General features: G+C 57.0%; 22 protein-coding genes. 11 read left to right on the forward strand and 11 right to left on the reverse strand.

The annotated features are described in order from the left end of the window. The 3 genes from BM152_RS13780 to BM152_RS13790 form a co-directional block, all read right to left on the reverse strand. Nucleotides 1–295: transposase (locus BM152_RS13780; RefSeq protein WP_139222507.1), on the reverse strand; the 295-nt coding region annotated here is incomplete at its 3' end. A gap of 49 nt (nucleotides 296–344) precedes the next feature. After that, on the reverse strand, nucleotides 345–1,580 hold the full coding sequence (locus BM152_RS13785; protein ID WP_066598647.1) for a tyrosine-type recombinase/integrase: 1,236 nt from the start codon (nucleotides 1,578–1,580) through the stop codon (nucleotides 345–347). Beyond that, nucleotides 1,577–2,806, reverse strand: a complete 1,230-nt coding sequence (locus BM152_RS13790; protein WP_139222508.1) for a tyrosine-type recombinase/integrase — start codon at nucleotides 2,804–2,806, stop codon at nucleotides 1,577–1,579. The genes BM152_RS13785 and BM152_RS13790 overlap by 4 nt, the downstream gene beginning before the upstream one ends. A 499-nt stretch (nucleotides 2,807–3,305) precedes the next feature. Here BM152_RS13790 and serC point away from each other — a divergent pair, with 499 nt between their 5' ends. Further along, a complete protein-coding gene (gene serC, locus BM152_RS13795) occupies nucleotides 3,306–4,496 on the forward strand; it encodes a 3-phosphoserine/phosphohydroxythreonine transaminase (RefSeq protein ID WP_082715246.1) in 1,191 nt (396 codons plus the stop codon). A gap of 84 nt (nucleotides 4,497–4,580) precedes the next feature. On the opposite strand, the gene BM152_RS19005 is transcribed toward serC, so the two are convergent. From BM152_RS19005 to BM152_RS13805, 3 genes are all read right to left on the reverse strand, one after another. After that, on the reverse strand, nucleotides 4,581–4,730 hold the full coding sequence (locus tag BM152_RS19005) for a hypothetical protein (protein WP_244524892.1): 150 nt from the start codon (nucleotides 4,728–4,730) through the stop codon (nucleotides 4,581–4,583). Between the two features lie 12 nt (nucleotides 4,731–4,742). Beyond that, the gene (locus BM152_RS13800; RefSeq protein ID WP_066598651.1) at nucleotides 4,743–6,257 is read right to left on the reverse strand and encodes an aldehyde dehydrogenase (NADP(+)); all 1,515 of its coding nucleotides are present in this window, start codon (nucleotides 6,255–6,257) and stop codon (nucleotides 4,743–4,745) included. A gap of 282 nt (nucleotides 6,258–6,539) precedes the next feature. After that, nucleotides 6,540–7,862, reverse strand: coding sequence for an aspartate aminotransferase family protein (locus tag BM152_RS13805; RefSeq protein WP_066598652.1), 1,323 nt, complete (start codon nucleotides 7,860–7,862; stop codon nucleotides 6,540–6,542). A gap of 134 nt (nucleotides 7,863–7,996) precedes the next feature. On the opposite strand from BM152_RS13805, the gene BM152_RS13810 reads away from it, so the two are divergent. The 4 genes from BM152_RS13810 (at nucleotide 7,997) to BM152_RS13825 (ending at nucleotide 12,994) form a co-directional block, all read left to right on the forward strand. Further along, nucleotides 7,997–8,860, forward strand: a complete 864-nt coding sequence (locus BM152_RS13810; RefSeq protein ID WP_231730452.1) for a MurR/RpiR family transcriptional regulator — start codon at nucleotides 7,997–7,999, stop codon at nucleotides 8,858–8,860. A gap of 49 nt (nucleotides 8,861–8,909) precedes the next feature. Then, entirely contained in the window at nucleotides 8,910–9,875 is a 966-nt protein-coding gene (locus tag BM152_RS13815; RefSeq protein ID WP_066598654.1) for a TAXI family TRAP transporter solute-binding subunit, read from the forward strand. A gap of 75 nt (nucleotides 9,876–9,950) precedes the next feature. Then, nucleotides 9,951–12,566, forward strand: coding sequence for a TRAP transporter permease (locus BM152_RS13820; RefSeq protein WP_066598655.1), 2,616 nt, complete (start codon nucleotides 9,951–9,953; stop codon nucleotides 12,564–12,566). Beyond that, nucleotides 12,563–12,994, forward strand: coding sequence for a universal stress protein (locus BM152_RS13825; RefSeq protein WP_066598658.1), 432 nt, complete (start codon nucleotides 12,563–12,565; stop codon nucleotides 12,992–12,994). The genes BM152_RS13820 and BM152_RS13825 overlap by 4 nt, the downstream gene beginning before the upstream one ends. A 67-nt stretch (nucleotides 12,995–13,061) precedes the next feature. Here the strand turns inward: BM152_RS13825 and BM152_RS13830 are convergent, their stop codons facing one another. Together BM152_RS13830 and BM152_RS13835 are read right to left on the reverse strand one after the other, a co-directional pair. Next, on the reverse strand, nucleotides 13,062–14,060 hold the full coding sequence (locus tag BM152_RS13830) for a 4-hydroxyproline epimerase (protein ID WP_066598660.1): 999 nt from the start codon (nucleotides 14,058–14,060) through the stop codon (nucleotides 13,062–13,064). A 3-nt stretch (nucleotides 14,061–14,063) separates the two neighbouring features. Then, nucleotides 14,064–15,317 carry an NAD(P)/FAD-dependent oxidoreductase gene (locus tag BM152_RS13835; RefSeq protein WP_066598662.1) on the reverse strand — a complete coding sequence of 418 codons (1,254 nt, stop codon included), beginning with the start codon at nucleotides 15,315–15,317 and terminating at the stop codon, nucleotides 14,064–14,066. 221 nt (nucleotides 15,318–15,538) lie between these two features. On the opposite strand from BM152_RS13835, the gene BM152_RS13840 reads away from it, so the two are divergent. Together BM152_RS13840 and BM152_RS13845 are read left to right on the forward strand one after the other, a co-directional pair. Then, nucleotides 15,539–16,432, forward strand: a complete 894-nt coding sequence (locus tag BM152_RS13840) for a dihydrodipicolinate synthase family protein (RefSeq protein WP_066598664.1) — start codon at nucleotides 15,539–15,541, stop codon at nucleotides 16,430–16,432. Nucleotides 16,433–16,614: 182 nt separating this feature from the next. Beyond that, a complete protein-coding gene (locus BM152_RS13845; RefSeq protein WP_211314292.1) occupies nucleotides 16,615–17,307 on the forward strand; it encodes a GntR family transcriptional regulator in 693 nt (230 codons plus the stop codon). 3 nt (nucleotides 17,308–17,310) lie between these two features. Here BM152_RS13845 and BM152_RS13850 read toward each other — a convergent pair whose 3' ends face one another. After that, on the reverse strand, nucleotides 17,311–17,946 hold the full coding sequence (locus BM152_RS13850) for a TetR/AcrR family transcriptional regulator (RefSeq protein ID WP_066598669.1): 636 nt from the start codon (nucleotides 17,944–17,946) through the stop codon (nucleotides 17,311–17,313). A 495-nt stretch (nucleotides 17,947–18,441) separates the two neighbouring features. On the opposite strand from BM152_RS13850, the gene BM152_RS13855 reads away from it, so the two are divergent. From BM152_RS13855 to BM152_RS13870, 4 genes are all read left to right on the forward strand, one after another. Continuing rightward, on the forward strand, nucleotides 18,442–19,437 hold the full coding sequence (locus BM152_RS13855; RefSeq protein WP_066598670.1) for a TRAP transporter substrate-binding protein: 996 nt from the start codon (nucleotides 18,442–18,444) through the stop codon (nucleotides 19,435–19,437). A gap of 177 nt (nucleotides 19,438–19,614) precedes the next feature. Then, nucleotides 19,615–20,145: a TRAP transporter small permease subunit gene (locus BM152_RS13860; RefSeq protein WP_066598672.1), complete on the forward strand. Its 531-nt coding sequence runs from the start codon at nucleotides 19,615–19,617 to the stop codon at nucleotides 20,143–20,145. A 1-nt stretch (nucleotide 20,146) separates the two neighbouring features. After that, nucleotides 20,147–21,463, forward strand: a complete 1,317-nt coding sequence (locus tag BM152_RS13865; protein ID WP_066598674.1) for a TRAP transporter large permease — start codon at nucleotides 20,147–20,149, stop codon at nucleotides 21,461–21,463. Nucleotides 21,464–21,476: 13 nt separating this feature from the next. Continuing rightward, nucleotides 21,477–21,980 carry a hypothetical protein gene (locus BM152_RS13870; protein WP_066598676.1) on the forward strand — a complete coding sequence of 168 codons (504 nt, stop codon included), beginning with the start codon at nucleotides 21,477–21,479 and terminating at the stop codon, nucleotides 21,978–21,980. Nucleotides 21,981–22,112: 132 nt separating this feature from the next. On the opposite strand, the gene BM152_RS13875 is transcribed toward BM152_RS13870, so the two are convergent. Both BM152_RS13875 and BM152_RS13880 read right to left on the reverse strand, forming a co-directional pair. Beyond that, nucleotides 22,113–23,420 carry a TRAP transporter large permease gene (locus BM152_RS13875; RefSeq protein WP_066598678.1) on the reverse strand — a complete coding sequence of 436 codons (1,308 nt, stop codon included), beginning with the start codon at nucleotides 23,418–23,420 and terminating at the stop codon, nucleotides 22,113–22,115. Between the two features lie 82 nt (nucleotides 23,421–23,502). Further along, nucleotides 23,503–23,997 (reverse strand): TRAP transporter small permease subunit, encoded by a 495-nt coding sequence (locus BM152_RS13880; protein ID WP_066598680.1) that lies wholly within the window; start codon nucleotides 23,995–23,997, stop codon nucleotides 23,503–23,505. Nucleotides 23,998–23,999: the final 2 nt, after the last annotated feature.

The following is a 23,999-nucleotide window of genomic DNA, read 5'->3' on the forward strand; positions in this document are numbered from 1 at the left end:
AATATGCTGACGCCTTGCGTAGTATCTCATTGGCTTGGCGTAGCTCCCGGTTTTCCCTTTCGAGGGTTTTAATCCGATCACGTTCTTCAGTAGTCACGCCGTCGCGCATACCACTATCCTTCTCGGCCTGCTTGACCCATCCGTTCAAGGTCTGGGGTATACAGCCGATCTTGGGTGCAATGGCCGCAATCGCGCCCGCCTGCGTTTCGTAGGAGCCTTGATGCTCAAACACCATTCGGACCGCACGTGCGCGGACCTCAGGCGAGTAGCGATTTGCCATTTTACTTTTTGTCATAACCATCATCCTTACTTAAGTTGATGGTCTCCGGCAAACTCGGGGCAATTCACTCCGACCAAATGGCCTCTTCAGAGTTCGGATCGTTGTGGCTTTCAGAAACTGTGCCGATAAAGCGGTCTGCTACCGGGATGAAAGCCGCTCCCACAAGCTTTTCCATTCGTTGAAAATGGTCGATTGATGCATCGACATAAGCTTGGCAGGACGTTACATTGATGTGCCCTGCATTCGCTGCAATTTCTTCCGCACTACAGCCTCGAAGTGCGAGCATGGTGAGGAAGGTATGACGGTCACGTCTTGGATTGCCATGAATGACGTGACCTGTAACCGGGCTCACGACTTCCAGGCGCTCCATTACTTTCCCATAAGTTTTTTTGAGGGTACTAATGCTACGGTGCCCATGTGGCGAAGATAAGTCCTTTGCTCTTTTTGAAGGAAAAATCGGAGCCTGATTGCGGTCCTCCTCAGGAGCCAATCGAGGTGTTACATTCGTCTCAATCTGCATTGCAAGAATGTTTGAAAGGCCTTGTGTTACAGGCTTCCAAGGCATGAAAGCTTCACGCCAACCGGCTATCCCGCGCTGTTTTTTCATAGGAATTTTTATATACGAGCGACCTTCTTCATGACGTAAGTCTCCAACTTTCAGGTCAGCAATTGAAGAAAGGCGGGCACCTGTTCCTCGAAGCACACGGAACATAGAATATTCGTCAAGGTTAAGCTTGCCTTCGTTGAAAGCATCGTCGAGGGCAACACGGATTGCTTCATCTTCTGAGGGGCGGTATGGGCCATCATTTTCATCCCATGTCAGCACGGTGGAATAGACTCCACTATTAGTCGGGATGTTCAGACGATTGATCAAATCAAAAGCCTCGTCCTCTACGAAGGTGCCATGAAACCGCCGCCATGCTTTGAACAGACCTTTTAATTGCAACACTCTTGCCGCTGACGGTGAGCTGTTCATCCAAAGCGCGACTAATTCCCCATCAATAATACTGAGGTCACATTTAGGGGTGTTTTGTGAACTGCGGAGTAATGCGAGGAAAGCATTGAAGTAGGTTACAGATGTGGATGCCACATACACAGCAACAAGCTTTGCGAACACATGACGGATTTCAAATTCAAATTCGGGCGAGACGAGTTCGGTAAGCAAACCAAAGTTCAAACTATCGCGCTGACCTTCGTTGCGCAGCACCCAAACATCATCGTAGATATTTATGTCGGCGTGATGTGCTGTCTTACGCCATGTTGAGCGAGCGCGGGGCAGGGTGGATAGTTTTTTCGTCAACGTTCATTCTCCACAAGAAGTCCGGCTTCAAATGCTTTTTGAGTGAGATGGTCGCCACGATAATGGGAGGCGCTTTTGCTAAAATAGCTCCATCCCCCCATGTAATTTGCAAAACGATCCAGCTCGGCAGGCGGGATGCCTTTTTCGACGGACCAGTCCACAAGTTGTTGTATCCAAGCACTCCGAAGAGCATGGGGATGTAATCCCTGTATCCCCAAATGAGCTCCGAGTTCCTCGACGGCTTCAGATACAACTACAGGGGAGATCGGTTGGCCGCGAGAGTTATTTCCATCGGACAGGAAAGCAAATGGTGAATTTCCAATTTCCGCCATATCCGCACCAAAACCAAGCAGATAGTCGTCCAGACGATCTGCCACCTCTGGGGTGATGGGAACAATACGGTCCATTGTCTTGGCATTCGGTTCCCGGATCCGGGGATCGTTTGGGTCATCAGGCCGACGATGCACATCAACCACACAACGATTGGTATCGATGTCTGCCGCGCGCAGTTGGCGCAATTCACTATTACGGAGGCCACCAAAGACCAGAAGCGTTACAATAGCCCAGTTGCGCGACCGAAGCCTTTCATTGGACCAAATTTTCGCGGGATCTCCTGTCGCGGCGAAGGCAACGACCTTAGCAAGATCATCGGCACGAATGGCGCTACGTGTTCGTGAAGAGCGACCTTTAGGGCGCAACTCTTTAAGAAAGTTAATCATTTCTTTCCGCAGTGGAGCCCGTCTGCGCTTTTCCGCAGGTCCTGCTTTTGCCTCACCAATTCGAGCAACGAGATCAATATATCGTGCCGCCGATGTAATTCGACGAGCTTTTGTTTGATTGACTGTCGTGGGGGCTTTCTCCAACAACCTGTTACGATCCGCAGTGGTAACTTTGGGGTCGTTCAATTTGCGTAACATTGCCGTTTCGAGCCCCAATCGCTCAGCGATTATCTCGATTTCGTAATCATCGAGGTAGTCTCCATCTTCAAGGCGTTGATGGAAATTTTTGAAGTCTTCGAAAATCAATACTTGGCCGAGATGCAATAAATCGTTGGCTACGGACTCCATCGTTAACGCGGCGGCATTCTTGGCTCTAAGGTCGAGCATAACGCAGGTGGGGTAATGTGCCGGCACACCGGTGATATCGAAAATAGTAGGGAAACGTTCGCCATTAGGTCGAACATGAATTCGGACGTGATGAAAATACCGGTAAAGTGCTATAGGCAAGTATGGGCTCAATTTTTGTTCATGATATGTTCTATATAAAATAGTTTCTTTAGATATAGCAAGAGGTTAAAATATGAAATGTCCGATCTTAGTGCGAATGTCGCATAATGCGTCTTATGTTAAATTTATACTGGTGCAGAATGCAGCCGAAGCGGAAAAGATATTGAGCTATAAATTCGCACAAAACCGAACTGCCGCATAGAATTGGCCGACTCATTCCCGAGCGCTCCGCACTGGCCCAAACCAAAGCCGCGCACTGGTCCAATCTTTGCGGGAGGTCCCTGTGTAATCTCCTCGCATATCTTCCCACCCCTCTGGAGACCGCAGCATTGTTGAAAGCACTATCCCCATTTGTGAGCCCGTGCGCTTCCCGTCCGGCCTCGCTGCGTGAGAAAGCTGCTTTTGCTTTGTCTCTCGGAGCCATGGTGACATGTGCTTTGACGCTGGCGAGAGGGAGTGTCCCCGTAATATTAGACCAAGATTCACGAGGTGAAGTGGCATGAATTCCCTGAATACGATTGATCATCCAGCCCTCTGCGGTTCGCTCAGATCTCCGGTGCCCGCTGACGAGGTTACAAACTTCAGCCCAGGTCCGACGTCCCTGCCGAAAGCTGTCGAGCAAGTGATCGCGGACGGTTTCAACAAGCCGGGCCTGACGTCTTTGGCCTTGTCGCACCGGTCGCCGGAGTTTCTGGACATCCTTAGCCACACAGTCGAAACCCTCCGTTCTGTGATGAACATTCCCGACACATATGAGGTGTTGTTCACGCACGGCGGTGGCCACGGGCAGTTTGCGGCCCTACCGTTGAACCTCTGCCATGATGCATCCGATGTTGCCACTTATGTGGTAAACGGGACGTGGTCGGAGCGTGGTCGGGATGAAGGGCAGCGATACTGCCGTGTTCAGACAATTGATGCCCGCGATCCGCAAACCGGCGCTTACAAAAGCTTTCCCGAGCTGACAGAGGACAACATCGATCCCGACAGCAAATATGTCTATCTGTGTTCGAACGAGACGGTGAACGGCATCGAGTTGCACAGGCTGCCCAAACTGCCGGAATCGCGCAAACATATTCCGTTGGTTGTGGATGCCAGCTCCGATTTTTCGACCAAGCCCATTGATTGGGAAGGCTGTGGTGTCGGCGTTCTGTTCGCCTGCGCCTCGAAGAATATCGGCCATCCCGGCGTGACCCTGACCGTGATCCGTAAGGACCTTCTCGGCAAGGACAAGGCCTCTCCGCTCTGTCCGGGCGTTTTCAACTACACGACGAACAGTGAAGCGGGCAACCTCTGGAACACGCCGGCCACGTTCAATATCGAAGTCGTCGGTCACATGATGGACTGGATCGCAGCACAGGGCGGCATTGACGAGATCGAACGGCGCTCCATCGAGAAGGCCACGGCATTGTATGATGTCATTGATGGCTCTGACGGTTTCTATGGCACGCCCGTGGACGAGAAAGCCCTCAGAAGCCGGATGAATGTGCCGTTCAATGTCGCGGGCGGAGACGAGGAACTGACAAACATGTTCCTGATCCAGAGCTGGGAAAAAGGCATGATCGGCCTTCGGACCCTGACGCCTTTCGGTGTCGGCGACTATCTCCGTGCCAGCCTCTATACCGGGGTGCCTGTGGAGGGTGCTTTGAAACTGGCCGAATTCATGCGTGATTTTGCGCGCAAACACGGTTGACATAGCGCTTCGCGAAACGCCGGAATACGGATTTTCGTGTCACATGCGCAATCTATGGAGGGGGCTTTGCAGCCCCCTCTTATTTTACATGTCGTCCACACAAATCTGACGCTGTGTGCTCAATCCGACGATGCCATGCTCGACTACATCACCGGCTTTCAGGTGGCGCGGCGGGGTCATGCCAAGGCCCCGTCGGGCCGAAGACAGGGCGAGATGCGCGCCTGTGTTGCGCACATCTCCTGTTGTTTAGGCCAGATCGGCGGGCAGGACGGCTTCGGGAATGTCCTGATAGCAGACGGGGCGCAGGAAGCGGCGGATGGACAGGGTGCCGACAGAGGTTGCGCCGAAGTTGGTCGAGGCCGGATAGGGTCCGCCATGCACCATGCTGTCGCAGACTTCCACGCCGGTCGGAAAGCCGTTGGCCAGCACGCGGCCGGCTTTGCGCTCAAGCACCGGAAGCAGACGACGCGCCAGAGCTGTGTCCCCCTCATCCATGTGCAGCGTGGCGGTGAGCTGACCCACGAGAGACCGTGCGATCTTGTCCATCTCGTCGGCGTCCTTGGCAACGACCACAATGCCCAAGGGGCCGAAGACTTCTTCGGAAAGCGCGTGGTTGCCAAGCCAGTCACTGGCCGAAACTTTGAAGAGGAAGGGCTTCGCTTCGCGGCGGTCACACATCGAAGTCACAAGATCCTGCACGCCACTTTGCGCACCGATCTTGGCCGCCCCTGTGGTGTAGGCTTCGGCAATCCCGTCTGTGAGCATGACCTGCGGGCCTTGCTCCGAGAGGGCGGCTTGTGCGGCAGCGACAAAAGCATCGCTCTCCGCGCCTTCGATCACCACAACGATACCGGGGTTGGTGCAGAACTGCCCTGCCCCCATCGCAAGGGAGGCGGCCCAGCCTTTGCCGAGTTCTTCGCCACGGTTTGCTACGGCGTCAGGCAGCATGAACATCGGGTTGATGGAGCCCAATTCGCCGAAGAACGGGATCGGTTCCGGCCGCTGCGCGCAGAGGTCGAACAAGGCACGCCCGCCACCAAGCGAACCGGTGAAACCCACGGCCTTGATCAGCGGATGCTGGACCAGCGTTTGACCGACGGAGCGATCCCCGCCCTGCACCAGCGAGAAGACACCTTTGGGCATGTTGCATTTTTCAACGGCGGCGTGGATCGCCTCCGTGATGATTTCGCCCGTGCCGGGATGGGCGTCATGGCCTTTAACAACCACCGGACAACCGGCCGCAAGCGCCGCTGCCGTGTCGCCGCCTGCCGTGGAGAAGGCGAGCGGGAAGTTTGACGCGCCAAAGACCGCAATCGGGCCGATGGGGCGCTGCATCATGCGCAGATCGGAGCGCGGCAAGGGCTGACGGTCCGGCAGGGCCTTGTCATGGCGACGGTCGAGATAGTCCCCTTTGAGGATGTGATCAGCGAACAGACGCAACTGGCCGGTTGTGCGTCCGCGTTCGCCATTGAGCCGCCCCTCAGGCAGACCGCTTTCCTGCGAGCCGATCTCGGTGATCGCCTCGGCGCGGGCTTCGATCTCGTCGGCGATGGTGTTGAGAAAGGCGGCGCGTTCTTCGCGTGTGCTGTAGCCAAAGGACCAGAACGCCTCTTCAGCCGCTTCACAGGCTGCGTTTACCAGTTCGGGTGTGCCTGCGGAAAATTCATGCGCGGGACCGTGAGCGGGCGCGGAATGAAATGTCTCCGGTGCGGAAACCCATTCGCCTGCGATCAGATGTTTGCCATGCGGGGTGAAAGTCATGTCATTTCCTTTTCGTGTGTTGCTTGGAGTCTGAGCAACGAGAGCTGGCGCAGGGCAACCTGTGTCGTGCCTCTGTCTTACCGCCCTCACAACTGTTTCGTGCTGGCGTTTTTCCTATACGAAAAAATATAGCAACAAAAGCAAAAGGTCATGACGTTTTTGCGATATTCGCGATGGGTTGCAAGACTGGCGGGCCAATCCCTTGCCCCGCCAGTATGATATTGCGCACAGAACCCGTCTCTCCGGAAGGCGCAAGTGGCGAGGCAAAGGAAGTGATATGGGTTATGACAGTGCGGATTGTAGCGCCGTGCCCAGCTTTTCGATCAGTTCGCCGATCTGGTCATCTGTGAGGATAAACGGCGGGGCGAGCAGCACATGGTCGCCGCGTTGTCCGTCCACGGTGCCGCCCATCGGGTAACAGATCAGCCCCGCCTCGAAGGCCGCGGCTTTCACACGCTTGTTGATCCCGCGCGCCGGATCGAAGGGGGATTTGCTTGCCCGATCCTCGACGATTTCCAACCCACGAAACATGCCGCGCCCACGGATGTCGCCAATATGGGGATGATCTCCGAAAGCATCGCGCAGGGCTTGGTCGAGTTTTTCCCCCATCTGCGCGGCACGGGCGACCATGCCGCCGTCGGTCAGCTTGGTCACAACCGCATTGCCTGCTGCACAGGCGACCGGATGGCCGATATAGGTGTGGCCGTGTTGGAAGAAGCCGGAGCCTTGCACAAAGACCTCGTGAATCTGGTTGGTGCAAAGCGTGGCTCCGATGGGTTGATAGCCTGCGCCAAGCCCCTTGGCGATGGTGATGATGTCGGGGGCCACACCGTCCTGTTCGCAGGCAAACAGAGTGCCCGTGCGTCCCATGCCGCACATCACCTCGTCGAGAATCAGCAACACGCCATAGCGGTCGCAAATTTCGCGGATGCGCTTGAAATATCCCGGAACAGCAGGCACCGCGCCCAATGTCGCACCGACCACAGGTTCCGCGATAAAGGCGATCACCGTCTCGGGGCTGACACGTTGAAGTTCGCTTTCCAGTTCATTTGCAACACGCTGGCCATAGGCCTCAAGGCTCTCGCCCGCCTCTTGTCCGCGATAGGCGTAGCAGGGCGAAATATGCGCGGTATCGGCCAGAAGCGGCGCGAATTTTTCTTTGCGCCAGACGTTACCACCCGCCGCCAGCGCGCCCAAGGTGTTGCCGTGATAGCTTTGCTTGCGCGAAATGAAACGGGTGCGCTGCGGCTCTCCGGTCTCGACAAAATACTGCCGCGCCATTTTGAGTGCGGTTTCCACCGCTTCCGAGCCGCCGGAGACGAAATAGACCCGATCTATGCCGTCTGGCGCATGGGTCACCAGACGTTCGGCCAGAGCTTCGGCAGGGCCGGAGGTGAAAAAGCCGGTGTGGGCAAAATCGAGCGTGGCCACCTGTGTCTGAACCGCCGCAATCACATCCGGATCGGAATGCCCGAGACAAGATACCGCAGCGCCGCCGGAGCCGTCGAGATATTGCTTGCCTGTGTCATCATAGATATAGGCCCCCTCGCCGCGTGTGGCTGTGGGCGGGGTGCTGCGGGAATTGCGGTAGAAAACATGAGTCATTTGATGCTCCGAGGACGAAAAGGGGCCGGTTGGATGAGGCCCTTTCAAATTTGAAACACACCGATCAAATCTTGACAATATTTGAAACAATTGAAACAGTGCCCTACAACCTTTGTTTCCTGTAGGATGGTCTCGTGTCGGCAAGTTATCAGCAAAGGCTGGCGGAACATTACGCCGAATTGAGCCCGCGTTTGCGTGAGGCGGGGGATTATCTTGTCGAAAACCCGCTCGATGTGGCCACGCGCTCGCTCAGATCGGTCGCCACAGAGGCGCGAATCGCGCCGGCGACCTTCAGCCGTCTGGCGCGGGCTTTGGGATTTGAAACATTTGAAACCCTGCGCGACGCGGTGCGGGCGCAACTTGCGCTCAAGGTGTCGACTTTTGCCACACGTGCCAAAGACCTCAGAGAGGCTCCCGCCGGTGCGCCGGAGGGGATTCTCATGCGGTCTTTGGAGCGGACCCAGAGCAATCTTGAGGAGCTTGTGCGAGGTCTTGATCCTGTTGAACTTGCAAAACTGGTCGATGTGTTGCACGAAGCGCGCCGCGTGCTCATTGTCGGGGCGTTGGGATCAACAGGGATTGCAGAATATGCAGGCTATATGGCCAATTTCTTGGGAGAAAAGTGGCGACTCGCCGGACGTATGGGGTCGTCCTACGGCTCTGCGCTCAGCGAGATGGACAAGCAGGATGCGATGATCGTCATCACCATGTCCCCCTCCGCGCGGGTGGCGGTCAACGCCGCCGAGATCGCCCGCCACCAAGGGGTTCATGTGGCCGTCATCACCGACAGCTACGCATGTCCTGCCTTGCGCCATGCGAACAGCTCTTTCATTATAACAGGGGAAAGTCCGAACTTTTTTAACACTTACACGACGACGGTTTTTTTCCTTGAGATGCTTATGGCAATGCTTGCACAAAAAGCCGGACCGGACGTCGTGGAACGGATATCAGAGATCGAGCGCCACAACAGGGCGCTTGGAGAAGTGGTCGATCTGTGAGGCACGGATGCCTCGGGAGGACCAAACATACCACTAAGGGGAGTCACTTATGACCAAACATATGAAATTCGGATTTGCTGCGGCAGCCGCCTCTGCGATGATCGCAGGCTCTGCAATGGCCGAAGAATTTGTCACCATCGGCACCGGCGGTGTGACCGGGGTGTATTACCCGACCGGCGGCGCGATCTGCCGTTTGGTCAACAAGAACCGCAAGGAAACCGGCGTGCGTTGCTCGGTCGAATCCACCGGCGGTTCCGTTTACAACGTGAACACGATCAAGGAAGGCGAGCTGGAATTCGGCGTTGCCCAGTCCGACATCCAGTACAACGCTTACAACGGTGTTGTGCAGTTTGAAGGCGAGCCCTTCGAAGACCTGCGTGCCGTGTTCTCCGTGCACCCCGAGCCTTTCACTGTTGTGGCTCGTGCCGACTCCGGCGTGAAAGTCTTTGAAGACCTCAAAGGCAAGCGCATGAACATCGGTAACCCCGGTTCCGGTCAGCGCGCGACCATGGAAGTCGTGATGGAGAAACTCGGCTGGACCAGCGACGACTTCGCACTGGCGACCGAGTTGAAACCGTCCGAGCAGTCTGCTGCGCTCTGCGACAACCAGATTGACGCAATGGTTTACACTGTGGGTCACCCGTCGGGTTCCATTCAGGAAGCCACGACCGCTTGTGACTCCGTGCTCGTTGAAGTTGCCGGTCCTGCGATTGACGAACTGGTTGCAGACAACCCCTACTACCGCACCGCCACCATTCCGGGCGGCATGTATCGTGGCAATGACGAAGACGTGCATACGTTCGGTGTTGGTGCGACCATCGTGACCTCCGCTGATGTCTCCGAAGATGCGGTCTATGCGGTTGTTTCCGCTGTGTTTGAAAACTTCGAAGACTTCAAAGGTCTGCACCCTGCATTTGCAAACCTGACGCCGGAAGAAATGATCAAAGACGGTCTGTCTGCTCCGCTGCACCCGGGTGCTGTGAAGTACTACAAAGAAAAAGGCTGGATGGAATAATCCGCCTTCGACTTCCCGGGCGGCACGTCATGTGCCGCCCTTTTCTCATAAAAATATAAGGGACGATGGGGATCAATGTCAGACACTGGGAAACAGGCTTTGAACGAGGCCGAGCTTCAGGAGCTGGTGGCGGCTTCTGATAGCGGCGCACGCAATGTGCCGGGAACATTGGGTAAGGTGATTGCGGCAGTTGCGCTGTTGTGGTCGGTTTTCCAGGTGCTCCTGGCCTCTCCGATCGGGTTGAAGGTTCTGCCCGGTGATATGATCAACAACGCGCGGCAGATCCATCTTGCCTTCGCGATCTTCCTGTCGGCCATGGCCTATCCGCTGTTCAAGTCGGCGCCGAAGTCCTCCGTGCCGTGGTATGACTGGATTTTGGGCCTCGGCGGGGCGTTCCTCGCCATGTATGGCTATTTCTTCTACGAGAAAATCGTCGGCAACGGCGGGCTTGCGGATACGAGTGACTCCTATTTCGCGCTTGCGGGCCTCGCATTCCTGTTCATTGCAGCCTACCGCACACTCGGGCCGGTGATGGTGCTTCTGGCTATTGTATTCCTTGGCTATGTCTTCTTTGGTGCTTCCGAAACCGTGCCGGACTCGATCCGTTGGGCGGGGGCCTCATTGCGCAAAGCCATGTCGCATATGTGGATCACGACCGAGGGCGTCTTCGGCATCGCGCTCAACGTCTCGACGCAATTCGTCTTCCTCTTCGTGCTCTTCGGTGCGCTGCTCGATAAAGCGGGCGCGGGCAACTATTTCATCAAAATGGCTTTCGGCGCTCTGGGGCACTTGCGTGGTGGTCCGGCCAAGGCTGCTGTTGTCGGCTCTGCGGCAACAGGGCTGATTTCCGGCTCCTCGATTGCCAACGTGGTGACGACCGGCACATTCACTATTCCGTTGATGAAACGTGTGGGATTTTCTGCCGAAAAAGCGGGTTCGGTCGAAGTGGCCTCCTCGGTGAACGGCCAGATCATGCCGCCGGTGATGGGTGCGGCCGCGTTCCTCATGGTGGAATATGTCGGCATTTCCTATTTCGAAGTGATCAAACACGCCTTTGTGCCCGCGATCATTTCCTACATCGCGCTGGTCTATATCGTTCACCTTGAAGCGGTGAAAAACAACATGCCGACCATCGGCAACAAGGTCGTGTCACTCTGGCGCACGATCATGGGGATGTTCCTGTTCTTCGCGGGCTTTGGCGGGCTGTGTTATGCCACGCAATTCCCTGTGCGCCTCATCACCTCCATGGTGCCCGAAGGCAGCGGCTGGATTCTCGCCGTGGCGATTGCTCTGGTCTATGTCGGGCTCATCAAACTGGCCGCGAAATCCGACGATCTAGAAATCGACGATCCTGATTCCGAATTGATGGAACTGCCGGATGTGGCCAAGCTCTGGACCGCCGGTCTCTACTACCTCCTGCCGATTATCGTTCTGGTCTATTTCCTGATGATCGAACGCAAGTCTCCGGGGCTTTCGGCCTTCTGGGCAACCTTCCTGTTGTTCTTCATCCTGCTGTCGCAAAAGCCGCTCAAGGCAATCTTCCGCGGCGAAAGCGATGCGGTTGACCGCCTCAAGGAAGGTGTGGTTGATCTGGTTGAAGGTATGATCGACGGTGCGCGGAACATGATCGGGATCGGCCTTGCCACCGCAACGGCAGGGATCATCGTCGGCACCGTATCCCTCACCGGTATCGGTCAGGTGATGGCGGATTTCGTCGAGTTCCTCTCCGGCGGCAACCTGATCCTGATGCTTCTGTTCGTCGCGATCCTGTCGCTGATCCTCGGGATGGGCCTGCCGACCACGGCGAACTACATCGTTGTGTCTTCGCTCATGGTGTCCGTTGTGGTCGAACTTGGCGCACAATCGGGGCTGATCGTGCCGCTGATCGCCGTGCACCTCTTTGTGTTCTACTTCGGGATCATGGCGGATGTGACGCCCCCTGTTGGGCTGGCCAGTTTCGCCGCCGCCGCTGTGTCGGGGGGCGATGCAATCCGCACGGGGTTCACCGCTTTCTTTTACAGTTTGCGGACCGTGGCCCTGCCCTTCGTCTTCATCTTCAACACCGACCTTCTGTTGATTGATGTCACGCTGGTGCAAGGGATCATCGTCTTCATTGTGGCGACCATCGGTATTCTGGTGTTCACCGCAGCGACGATGGGCTTTTACATCACCAAGTCGCGGATTTGGGAAACAGTGGCGCTTTTGCTTGTGGCCTTTACCCTCTTCCGTCCGGGGTTCTTTATGGACATGATCCAGCCGCCCTATCACGAGACCGCCCCCACCGCTGTCGCGCAGGCGCTTGAAGAAGCCCCCGCCGGTTCGCAGTTGCGGATCGTGGTGACAGGCCCCGATTTCGACACGCTGGAGCAAAAGGATGTCCACCTTGCGCTCACCGTGCCGGAGGCTGAAGGCGGCGATGCGCGTCTTGATGCGCTCGGGCTGATGCTCATGGCTGATGGCGACCGCATGATCATGGACGAGCCGATGTTTGGCACGCCCATTTCGGAGCAACTGTCGAGCTTCGATTTCTACGGCGACGAGCCGGTGCAGATCACGAATGTTCAGGCTCCGGCCGACCAGCTTCCGAAAGAACTGATGTTCATTCCTGCGCTCATCCTCTTGGGCCTCGTGACCGTCCTGCAACGACGCCGGGCGGCCTCCAAGCGTGAATTCGAAGGAGAACCCGCATGACCCAGACCATTCTCTGTGCCGTCGACGTGAACCGCGTCAAAGACGAGGTGAAAGTCTTGCAAACCGCCGCACGTCTGGCCGCTGCCGAAAATGCGCAGCTCGATGTGATCACCGTGCTGTCCGATTACGGGATGAGTTGGGTAGGCGGTTACTTCGATGAGAAACACACGAAGGAAGCGCGCAAACACGCGAAAGAGGCGTTGAACAATCTGGTGGAAGAGGCCCTCGGGCCGGAAGCCAATGCAAATGTCCGTCATGTGGTGGCCGTGGGAACGGCCTATCACGAAATTCTCGAAACGGCGGAGAAGGACGGGGCCGACCTGATCGTGCTCGGTGCGCATCGGCCGGATTTGAAGGACTATCTCTTGGGGCCGAATGCCGCTCGCGTTGTGCGGCACTCCAACTGTTCGGTGTATGTTGTGCGCTGACGCCTGTGCGATGCAAATGAATTTGGCCTGCCCCGGAAACGCGGCAGGCCATTTTGTTTCGGGCGAATTACCGCAGTTGAAATCCCGTCATCAGCGGGTCGCGGTCATCGACGAAGATCGTGTTGTGACCAATGACACGCGCCCATCCGGCGACGCTCGGGAGAATGGCGTCGAAATCCCCCAGACGGGTTTCGCCTTCCACTTTGCAGGTGAACATAGTGCCAATGATGCTTTCATGGATGAAGGTGTCGCCGGTCTTGAGCCGCCCGCGAGCATGGAGTTGCGCCATGCGCGCAGAGGAGCCTGTGCCGCAAGGGGAGCGGTCGATGGCTTTTTCGCCGTAGAACACAGCGTTGCGGGCATCCGCCTCGGTCTGGGTCGGGGCATCACACCACATGACATGGCTGACGCCTGAAATGTGCGGGTCGGTCGGGTGTTCGGGGGCCAGTGCCTCTTGCGCGGCGGCACGGATGATCGGGCTGAGACGCTGAATGTCGCTCACGGTCATATCGTCGAGACCGGACCAGTTGTCCTGCGGCTCAACGATGACATAGTAATTGCCGCCATAGGAGAGATCGACTTTCAAGGCACCCAAGCCGTCGATGTTCAGGATCACATCGCGGGCGTGCAGATAGGCGGGCACATTGAAGAGCCGCACCTGTTCGACATAGTTGCCGTTCTGCGTGTATTCGATGTCCACTTTCCCCGCGGGCGTCTCCAGCGAAAGCTGTCCGGCGGTGCGCGGCACAACGAGCCCTTCTTCCAAGGCGGCGGTCACCGTGCCGATGGTGCCGTGGCCGCACATGGGCAGGCAGCCGCTCACCTCAATAAACAGCACGCCGATGTCACAGTCCTCGCGCGAGGACGGGTAGAGGATCGTGCCGGACATGACATCATGGCCGCGTGGTTCGAACATCAGCGCCTGACGCACCCAATCATGATCCCGCTGAAAGATTTCGCGTTTCTCGGACATGGGAACGGCAGGAAGCTGTGGCCCGCCACCGGCGACAACGCGCACAGGATTGCCGCAAGTGTGGGCATCCACGCAAAAGAAACTATGTCTCATAACTCAGGCTCCATATGTGAAACGCTCGATCCGGTAGGGCGTTAGATCAAGGCTGGCAGGTTTGTTATCAATCAGGTCCGCTACAAGACGTCCGGTCGTGGCGGCTTGCGTAAGTCCGAGGTGGCCGTGCCCGAAGGCATGGATCACATTGCGGTTGTTCGGGGAACGTCCGATGACCGGCAGGCTGTCGGGCGTGGCGGGGCGATGGCCGGACCACTGGATCCCTTGGTCACTGTCGAGATCGGGCAAATAGCGTTTCGCGAGTTTCACCAGTGCTTCGGAGCGTTTGAAATTGGGTTTGGAGGTTAACCCGCCAAACTCCGCCGCGCCCCCGATGCGCAATCCTGTCGCAAGTGGCGTGGCGACGAATTTGCGCTCTGCAAATATGAGTTCGCGGGTGACGCTGATGCCCGGAGTTGGGAGGGTCGTGTTATACCCGCGCTCGCTTTCGAGCAAAACACGGTCGCCGATGGAGGCGGCAAGCGGTTTGGACCATGCCCCTGCCGCAAGGACCACCAGATCGGCGCTGACATCAGCATCACCGTCCATCTCGACCCGGACGCCTGTCGCGGTTCGGTTGATCCGTTTGGCCGCGCCGCGTGCGATGGTGGCTCCGTTGCGTAGCACGGTGTCCAGAAGGCCGTTGTGAATGTCTTTGGGGTCCGAGACTTGTGACCATTGCGGGGTGAACATGGCCTTGTGCGCAAGGCCGCCGAGGGCTGGTTCAAGCTGGCGTGCCTCGTCTCCACTCATCGGGGTGCAGGTCACGCCATGCTGGCGTTTCAGCTCCCATTCCGCCGCATCCGCCTGAAAGGCCATTTCACTTTCGTAGACGGTCAATGCGCCGTGGTTGTAGAGCTTGTCTGACAGGCCCGCGCTGTTCAAAAGCGGCATCAGATCGTCATATGTGCGGTTGTTGAGCGCGGACAGGGCTCCGGCAATCCGCTCCATCTCTGAACGCGTGCTGACGCGGGAAAAGCGCAGCATCCACGGCAGAAGCCGTGGCGCATGTGTCCAGCGCAGGCTCAGAGGGCCGAGCGGGTCGAACAGCCACTTGGGCAGTTTGAGAAACACACCGGGGGCCGAGGCGGGGACAACTTCGCTAACCGCGATCCCTCCGGCATTCCCGAAAGAGGCTTTGTCGCCTTCAGGGGCGGGATCAATGAGTACGACTGTGTGACCGGATTGCAGGACATGCCACGCACAGGCCAGACCAACGATCCCCGCGCCGATGATGGCGACTTTCTTGTGTTGCATGGCCTCTCCGATTCCCCTGTGTGAGGTGCTCTTTCTCTTGTACACGGGAAAAATAAATTGACAACTGTCGATTGGATCCAGTTTAAGGGTCGCAAGGTCACAACAGAATCCTCGATGCGGCATCCCCTGCCGTCCGCTGCTGTTGTGACCAGCTTTTCAACGGGGCGCTGCGAGGCGGCTCTTTCACATCCGAATTTCAAAATTCCCGAAAGGAACAGGCAATGGCCATCTGGAAAGGCGTCTTCCCCGCTGTCACCACCAAGCTGAAAGAAGACGGCTGCGTTGATATCGACGCAACCAAAGCAAGCATTGAACGTCTCATCGAAAACGGCGTCTCCGGTGTGATCGTTCTGCCGATGCTGGGCGAGAATGCCTCCATGGAAATGGACGAGCGCAAAGCCATCATCCGTGCCGCAGTCGAAACTGCTGCAGGTCGTGTGCCGGTGCTGTCGGGTCTGGCAGAAACCACGCTGGAACGCGCGAAAGCCTCTGCGAAAATCTATCAGGACTGCGGTGCGCAGGGTCTGATGGTCTTCCCGAGCCTTGGCTATAAGACCGATGATCGCGAAACTGTCGCGTGGTATAAAGGCATCGCCTCGGCCACGCCTCTGCCGATCATGATCTACAACAACCCGATTGCCTATGGCGTGGATTGCACGGTCGAGGTTCTCAAAGAACTCGTCGATACGCCGGAGATCGTTTGTATCAAGGAAGAAACCGGCGATATCCGTCGTGTAACTGATATGTATATCGCTTTCGGTGATCGGTTCAGCCTGTTCTGCGGCGTGGATGATCTCATCGTCGAGAGCAGTGCGCTGGGTGTGACGGGCTGGGTGTCCGGCATGACCAATGTCTGGCCGGCGGAGTGTGTGAAACTCTTCGGGCTGTGCCAAGACGAGAAATATGCGCAAGCCCGCGAACTCTATCAGGTGCTGACGCCGTCTTTCCACCTCGATACGCATGTGAAGCTGGTGCAATATATCAAACTGGCCGAAAACCTCGTTTACGGTGCGCCGGAATGGGTGCGTGCCCCGCGTCTGCCTTTGGTCGGTGACGAGCGCGATTTCGTCGTTGCCACGGTGACGGACGCCATTGAGAAACTGAAAACACTCTGAACCCCTGCAGAGTGTGAGGGCGGCCGCTTTCGGGTGGCCGCCATTTTGTATCGGCGGCTCTCCCCTCCCCTGTTCGCGCTTCCCCGTGTTTCAGGTGCTTGACTGCGTTTCCTATGGCGGTGGGCGGCAGATTATGTAAATCTGCGGGCTGGATCCAATAACACGGCGTCGGAATATACAGCATGAAATCGGGAATGGGATTGACCAAAAGCCATAGTCTGAAACGCCAGAGCCTTCCCGAAGCCTTGGCAGACTCCCTGCGCGAGCGCATTTTGAATGGTGAATTCAAACCGGGCGAATCTCTGGTCCAGGAAGCTCTTGCCGAAGAATATGAATGCAGCCGTATGCCTGTGCGCGAGGCATTTCGTCAGCTTGAAGCCGCCGGACTGATTGTCACCAAAGTGCACAAAGGGGCGGTTGTCGCCGCCATGCCCGCCGAGCAGGCGCAGGAACTCTATGAGCTGCGCGTCAATCTCGAAAGCGTCTTGCTGGAACATGCGATCCCGAACATGACGGATGCCGATCTTGATGCCTCCGAACAGGTGCTTCGCGAGCTTGAAAAAGCCTATGAAGAAAGAGACATCAACCGATGGGGCTCGTTGAACTGGGAATTTCACCGGAGCCTTTATGTGCCCGCCAACCGCACCCAAACACTGGCGATTGTGCAAGGCGTCAACCTTCAGGTCGAGCGCTACGTCCGGCTTCAATTGTTGATTAGCGAGACATTTGAAGCCGCCCAAAAAGAGCACCGTGCGCTTTTGGAATATTGCCGTGCGCGGAATGTCGAGGCGGCGGTGGCCCTGCTCAAACAGCATATTCGCGATGCCGGAGACAGTCTTGTGTCCTCGCTTGAGGCGCGATCCGTTGATGCGTGAGGCTCAGGGGCTCTCAACTGGCGTGGCAAAATGGGTCTTCATTTCGCGGGCCAGAATGTCTTTCCAGATTTCGATCAGCGGCTCTTCGGCATAGGTGCCATCGGCGCAGAACCGGTTGACGCAAATCCCGCGCAGCATACACAGGTTGAGCCGCAAGAGCTTCGATGCCATCTCGTCGTCGGGATCAAGTCCCATCATCTGAATGGTGCGCCGGTCGCGTTTCTTTGACCATCGGGCCAGAGCCGCGCGCAACCGTGTGCCCAGATCAGGGTCCAGTCGCGCCGCCAGCATAAGTTCAAGAATGGCCAGATAGGTGCTTTTGGAAAACAGTTCGGTCCAGAGCGCGTCGATCAGCGCCTCTGTGGTCAGGCTACCTTGCGCATCCAGATCGCAAAAGGGCCATTCCTTTTCCCACTCCGCCAATACATATTCATAGGCCGCTACGAACAGATCGTTCTTCGTCGGGAAATGGTAGTTCAGCGCACCACGGGACATCTTTCCACGCTCGGAAATCAGCTTTGTGGACACACGTTCATAGCCGACCTCCGCCAGAACAGAGACCGTCGCCGCGCAAACGCGCCGCTGCATATCAACGGATTTCGCCTCTTGTTTGCTGAGGGGGCGCGGGGTCTGTGTCATAATCAATGTCTGGTCTTTCAATACGCGTCTCGGGTGCTGAAGGCTTGGCGTAAAATTATTATCACGTCAGGCGTTCTGGTAAATCATTGATGTGGGGCAGGCGGTGAATTCCCGCACCAAAATGCGACGGCGTCTAAACTGCCTCTTTTATAGTCATTCGTTCAAAAATCTGTCGCGAGGAAAATTTCGCGGAACGCCCCTGCCCTACGCTGTTTTGCACGCCGGTCCGAAATATGCGGCGTAACGCGTTGTTTTTTCACCTTTGCCTGCGTTCGGGCGGTTCAATCCGGTCCTCGCTCCTTTTCTTAGAGAAAGAAAGGCGCTTGACGGGAAGAGGTCTCTGGTTATGGATACTGGATACAATCTACAAAATGAGGCAATCTCACGTCCCGATCAAGAGGACAGGACCGCCATCAAATCTCGTGACGACCTCTGCTCTCTACCCAATCCATAAAAACAAAGCCCAACACAGACCAACCGGGAAGGATCACTCGAATGAAACTTAAACACAGCCTCATCGCGCTTATCTCCGCAGCGGCGGCTTTCGGCTCGGCGCAGACCGCCTTGGCCGAGACCAAATTCAACATGGCGAACGAATATGCCGACACGAGCTTTCAGGCCGACGGCGACCGCTTTTTCCTTGAGCGCGTCAATGAACTGACCAACGGCTCTGTGGCGATCGACTATTTCCCCGGTGGCGGGCTTGGCTATAAATCGGCGGACCATTTCTACGCGGTCTCGGATGCGGCCATTGATATTGCCAACACCTTCATCGGTCAGCTTTCAGGGGTCGATCCGATCTTCCTGCTCCCGTCCCAGCCCTTTGTTGTGACATCCGAGAAAGAAGCCAAAGTGTTGGAAGAGGTTCTGGCTTCGCGCTACGCCAAGACCTTTGCCGACAACAATCAGGTCTATCTCTTTTCCTCGCCCTGGCCCCCGTCCGGCCTGTGGTCGCGTGAGCCGGTGTCGGACACGGCCGGTTTGCAGGATTTGAAAGTGCGTGTGGCGGATGCCAATGCGACCATCGTCTTTCAAGAGGCCGGTGCCGCGCCCTTGCAACTGTCTTGGGGAGATGTGATGGCCCAGCTTGCCACCAACGCGTTGGATGCGGCGGTGACCTCGGCTGAAGGCGGGGTGAATTCCAAGCTTTGGGAATTCCTGCCGAACTATCTGGCGGTCAACTACACAACGCCGGTCAATGTCATTCACATGAACCTTGATGCCTTCGAAGCATTGAGCGACGACGAACAGGCCGCCGTGCGTCAGGCCGCTCAGGAGACTGTGGATCGCCAGTGGGGCCTGTTGGCCGAGCGTCTGCAAGAGAACTATGCGATCTTGCGTGAGAACAACGTGGATGTTGTCGAAGAGGTGCCCGCAGATGTGCTCACAACATTGCGCAGCGCATCGGATGCCTCGATGGCAAGCTGGCTGGAAAAAGCCGGTCCTGATGGCGCGGCCATTCTCGAAGAATACAAAAGCAAGATGCAGTAACGCCCCTGTCACGAGGCGGCTGTTTGCCTGTCTCGTGATCTGACCCAAGCTTTTTGTTGATCCTCTAAAGATACATATTTGGGCATCAAAAGGCCGTATAAATCAAAATACTACATGTCGTTTCTCCAACGCCTGCGGATCAGGTGTCGGAATGCGCGTGAGGGAGAAGACTGAACAATGACCCGATACGAAAGATTTGTGGATCGCGTGACATCCCTGTCCGCCTATGCAGCGATGCTTTGCGTGGTGTTGATGGTGGGCCATATCCTGCTTGAGATCGTATTGCGCAATCTCTTCTCCAGATCGACCTTTCTCCTTGAGGAATTTGTAGGCTACGCAACAGCGGCGGCGGCGTTTTTCGGTCTGGGGGCGGCGTTACGCGACGGGGAGCTCATCCGTGTCGGGCTTCTAATGGAAGCCCTCGGCCCGATCCCCAAACGCTTTGTCGAAGGCATTTGTGCGCTGCTCGGTCTGACGACCATCAGCTTTCTGTGCTGGTTCCTCATCCGCACCGTGATGCGCAGTTGGGAACGGGGCACCACCTCGACCTCCATTCTGGAAACCCCGCTCTGGATTCCGCAATCGCTGGTCGTGATCGGCCTTGTGTGTTTCGGGCTGCAACTTTCCGTCCATCTTCTTCAGGCCGTCACCGGACGTTTGCCTGAAAAAGCCGATCCCTCTCTCCACCCCGAACAGCAGGATACCTAATATGTCGTCAGTCGAAGTTGCTCTCGCCGTTCTGGTCATGCTTGTGGCCGCGCTCGGGTTCGGGGTCTGGATATTCATTGCCTTGCTGCTGGTGTCCGTCGCCTCTTTGGTGTTCATGCTGGATTTCACCTTTCTGAAAACCGGCGTCATCAATTCCACGATCATCCTACGCGCCTCTAGCGCATGGGAGCTTTCCGCAATCCCGCTTTTTGTCTGGATGGGAGAGTTGATTTTCCGCACCGACATCGCACGGCGGCTCTTCAACGGTCTGGCCCCCATTGCCAATCTCGCGCCGGGGCGGATGCTGCACACCAACATCATGGGCTGCACGCTCTTTGCCGCCGTTTGCGGCTCCAGTGCGGCCACCACGGCGACAGTCGGGAAGATCACCATCAAGGAATTGAAAAGCCGTGGTTATGACGAGACCCTTGCCATCGGTTCGCTGGCGGGCGCTGGTAGCCTCGGTCTTTTGATCCCGCCGTCCATCGTCATGATCGTCTATGGTGTGCTCGCCGAAGTGTCGGTCGCAAAGCTTTTTGCGGCGGGCATTCTGCCCGGCTTGCTGATCGCGGGGCTTTATTCCGGCTATGTCATGCTGCGCGCGGCGGCCAATCCCGCGCTGGCCCCTGCGGCGAAGGTGCGATTGACGCTGCCGGTGCTCGCGCGCTCGATGATGGACCTGCTCCCTGTGGGCATTCTCGTGGTTCTGGTGCTGGGTTCGATCTACAGTGGCATCGCCACCCCGACCGAAGCCGCCGCCGTTGGCGTTTTTGCGACACTGGTCCTGACGGGCGTGCAAAAGCAGCTGAACTGGTCCGTGCTCTACGACTCCCTTTACGGCGCGATCAAACTTTCGGCGGTGATTTGTTCGCTTCTGGCCGCCGCGGCAGTGCTTTCCACAACCATGGGCTATCTGCGCGTGCCGCAACAGACCTCCGAAATGATCGCACGGCTTGATCTGGGCCACTATCAACTCATCCTCGTGCTGGCCGTGTTCTACATCATCTTGGGGCTGTTTCTTGATGGTGTCTCTATCACCGTGATGAGCCTGCCGATCACCCTGCCCCTGATTGTCGCCGCCGGTATTGATCCGCTCTGGTTCGGTGTCTTTCTGGTCGTCATGATCGAACTTGGACAGATCACCCCGCCTATCGGCTTCAACCTGTTCATCCTGCAACGGTTGACGGACAAGAGCATTCTCACCGTCGCATGGTATGCCTTCCCCTTCTTTGTGCTTATGTGCATCGGAGCGGCGCTGCTCGCGGCCTTCCCGCAAATCGCGCTCTGGCTGCCCGAACTGATGACAGCCGCTAAATAACAAAGGCGATACCATGACCCGAAGCCCCTCCCTCACCACGGCTCTTGATGCGCTGTCGGAAAATCTGAGCGAGGGGCCTTCGGGTTTTTCCGCTTTTGTGCCCCCTCTTCAGAGCCTTATCGGCCCGTGCTATGTCGCGGTCTCCCTTCTGGAGCCAGAGACAAAGCTGCGGCGGATATATTCGAGCAAAGAAGACAGCTATCCGGTCGGCAGCGTCAAAAGCATGGTCGGCACCGGCTGGGAAACCGCGCTGGTGTTTGAAGGCCGTCACCTGTTCTCACCGGATGCAAACGCCCTCCACTTCGCGTTTCAGGATGCCCTTGCCATTCTCGATCTCGGCTTCGGCTGTGCCATCAACCTGCGGATCGCATGGGGCGGGGTATTGCTCGGCTCTGTGAATCTTTTGGCGAAACCCGATGCGTTTGATGCACAGAGCTTTCAACATGCCAAAGCCTTCGTCGCGCCTTTGACCTTGATGACGCTGCGCTACATCGAGCGGAACGGCGCCGGTTTTTAGTGCTGGCCACTTGGCGTCTGCATGGCAGGTCGCACAGATATTCCCGAAAGTACCGATCAACTCTGCATAAAGACATAAAGAAGGGGGCCACCAAGGGGCCCCCGTTTTCGTGCGTGGTCATGGTCTGCGCTGTCAGTAGGCCAGCGAGGGCAGCCACAATGTCAGGATCGGGAAGAGGATCAGGATGATCAGGGTCAGAAGGTCCATCGCCAGAAACCACGAGATGCCCCGGAAGATTTCCGGCAAGGTCACGCGGTTGTTCAAGGCCCCGTTGATCATATAGACATTCAACCCGATGGGCGGCGTGATCAGCCCGACTTCGAGCAACTTGATGACGATAATCCCGAACCAGACCGGATTGATGCCCGCCTCGTTCACCAGCGGCACAAGGATCGGCAGGGTCAAAAGCAACAGGCCGATGCTGTCGATCAACATGCCAAGCACCAGAAAGATCACCGAGACCGCCAGAAGAATCCACCATGTCTCCGTGCTGACCGACAGGATCGCATCGGCGAAGGCCCGCGGGAAGCCCGAGAGGGCGAGGAAACGGGTGAAGAACAGCGAGCCGATCAGAATAATAAAGATGGACGCGGTCGAAATGATCGCTTGAGAGACCGCCTCGAACAAGGCCGCGCGGGTCAGTTTGCGGCGGACAATCGCGATGATCAGAGCCGCAAACGCGCCGAGCGCACCGGCTTCGGTCGGAGAAAAGACGCCGGTGAAAATCCCGCCAAGCACAACAAGGATCAGCGTGGGCAAAGGCCAGACATCGCGAAAGGCTTCGCGGCGTTCTTCTTCGGTCGGGTTGACTTGAACCGTTCCGGCAAGCGAGGGCTTGAGTTTGACGCGGATCATGATCATCGCCATGTAGATCAGCGCGGAGAGGATGCCCGGTATGAAACCGGCCATGAACAGCTGGCCCACAGAGACCTGCGCATAAACCCCGTAGAGGATGAGCAGGACCGAGGGCGGGATCAGCGAGCCCAAAGTGCCGGAGGCCGCAATCGTGCCTGTTGCCAGACCACGGTCATAGCCGTTGTCGAGCATTTCCGGCACGGCCATACGCGACATGGCCGAGGCGGTTGCAACCGAAGAGCCGGACGCCGCCGCGAAAAAGGCACAGGCCCCCACCGAGGTGATCGCCAGACCGCCGGGCAGTTTCGCCAGATATAGCCTAAGCGCGAGAAACAGTCCCCGCGTCATATCGGTGGAGGAGCACAGAAACCCCATCAACAAAAACATGGGTGCCGCCGAAAGTTCCCATGAGCCGACATAGTCAAACGGTGTGGCCGAGATCATGCCCCAGGCGACGTTCATATTGAACATGAACCCGATGCCTGCAATGGACACCAGCCCGAGCGCCAGCCCGATCGGCACACGGATTGCGATCAGGATCAACGCGGCAAAGACGCCTGCGATGCCGATTTCTAGGTTGCTCATTGCGCAAAGTCCTTCGTTGTGCCGTGTCGTATGGGAGATGATATGTTGTCGGGGCGTGTGTTCGGATAAGCGTAGCCCCGCATCAGAGCGCCTCGCGGCGGGAGATCGCCTTCAACAGATTGGCGAGAACCGCGAACAGCACGCCGATAAAGCCGACGGGCAAGGCCCAACGCGCAGGCCAGATCAAAAAGCGGAAGTTGCTCATGGCCTCCTCGCCGCGTTGTGTGGCGCTGATGGCGTCTTGCAGGGATTGCCAGAACAGCATCCCGAAAAAGATCAGGCCCAGCACACAGGCAAAGATATAGAGGCCTAGTTGCACGGGTTTGGGCATTTTCTGCGCGAAAAGATCAACGCGGATATTTTCGTTTCGGTGCTCGACAAAGCCGAAGGCGAGAAAGACCAGAGCGACCATGTAGTAGAAGGAAACCCACTCCAATGTGCCGACGATCTGGCCGTTGAGAAAATACCGGACACCCACATCAAGGGTGATGTGGAACATCATCAATACCATGACAATGCAAGCGGCGGTGGCTGTCCCGATGTTGAGCCAGCGGATCGCGTTGAGTAAGAACTGCATCG

The sequence above is a fragment of the Celeribacter halophilus genome (assembly GCF_900114135.1).
Taxonomy (GTDB): domain Bacteria; phylum Pseudomonadota; class Alphaproteobacteria; order Rhodobacterales; family Rhodobacteraceae; genus Celeribacter; species Celeribacter halophilus.

Excerpts from the sequence above, each read along its gene's own strand:
- BM152_RS13875 (WP_066598678.1), bottom strand. The coding sequence starts at position 23,420 with ATGAGCAACCTAGAAATCGGCATCGCAGGCGTCTTTGCCGCGTTGATC.
- BM152_RS13880 (WP_066598680.1), bottom strand. The coding sequence starts at position 23,997 with ATGCAGTTCTTACTCAACGCGATCCGCTGGCTCAACATCGGGACAGCC.
- BM152_RS13800 (WP_066598651.1), bottom strand. The coding sequence starts at position 6,257 with ATGACTTTCACCCCGCATGGCAAACATCTGATCGCAGGCGAATGGGTT.
- BM152_RS13850 (WP_066598669.1), bottom strand. The coding sequence starts at position 17,946 with ATGACACAGACCCCGCGCCCCCTCAGCAAACAAGAGGCGAAATCCGTT.
- BM152_RS13820 (WP_066598655.1), top strand. The coding sequence starts at position 9,951 with ATGTCAGACACTGGGAAACAGGCTTTGAACGAGGCCGAGCTTCAGGAG.
- BM152_RS13840 (WP_066598664.1), top strand. The coding sequence starts at position 15,539 with ATGGCCATCTGGAAAGGCGTCTTCCCCGCTGTCACCACCAAGCTGAAA.
- BM152_RS13805 (WP_066598652.1), bottom strand. The coding sequence starts at position 7,862 with ATGACTCATGTTTTCTACCGCAATTCCCGCAGCACCCCGCCCACAGCC.
- serC (WP_082715246.1), top strand. The coding sequence starts at position 3,306 with ATGAATTCCCTGAATACGATTGATCATCCAGCCCTCTGCGGTTCGCTC.
- BM152_RS13860 (WP_066598672.1), top strand. The coding sequence starts at position 19,615 with ATGACCCGATACGAAAGATTTGTGGATCGCGTGACATCCCTGTCCGCC.
- BM152_RS13870 (WP_066598676.1), top strand. The coding sequence starts at position 21,477 with ATGACCCGAAGCCCCTCCCTCACCACGGCTCTTGATGCGCTGTCGGAA.
- BM152_RS13835 (WP_066598662.1), bottom strand. The coding sequence starts at position 15,317 with ATGCAACACAAGAAAGTCGCCATCATCGGCGCGGGGATCGTTGGTCTG.
- BM152_RS13830 (WP_066598660.1), bottom strand. The coding sequence starts at position 14,060 with ATGAGACATAGTTTCTTTTGCGTGGATGCCCACACTTGCGGCAATCCT.
- BM152_RS13845 (WP_211314292.1), top strand. The coding sequence starts at position 16,615 with ATGAAATCGGGAATGGGATTGACCAAAAGCCATAGTCTGAAACGCCAG.
- BM152_RS13815 (WP_066598654.1), top strand. The coding sequence starts at position 8,910 with ATGACCAAACATATGAAATTCGGATTTGCTGCGGCAGCCGCCTCTGCG.
- BM152_RS13825 (WP_066598658.1), top strand. The coding sequence starts at position 12,563 with ATGACCCAGACCATTCTCTGTGCCGTCGACGTGAACCGCGTCAAAGAC.
- BM152_RS13865 (WP_066598674.1), top strand. The coding sequence starts at position 20,147 with ATGTCGTCAGTCGAAGTTGCTCTCGCCGTTCTGGTCATGCTTGTGGCC.
- BM152_RS13855 (WP_066598670.1), top strand. The coding sequence starts at position 18,442 with ATGAAACTTAAACACAGCCTCATCGCGCTTATCTCCGCAGCGGCGGCT.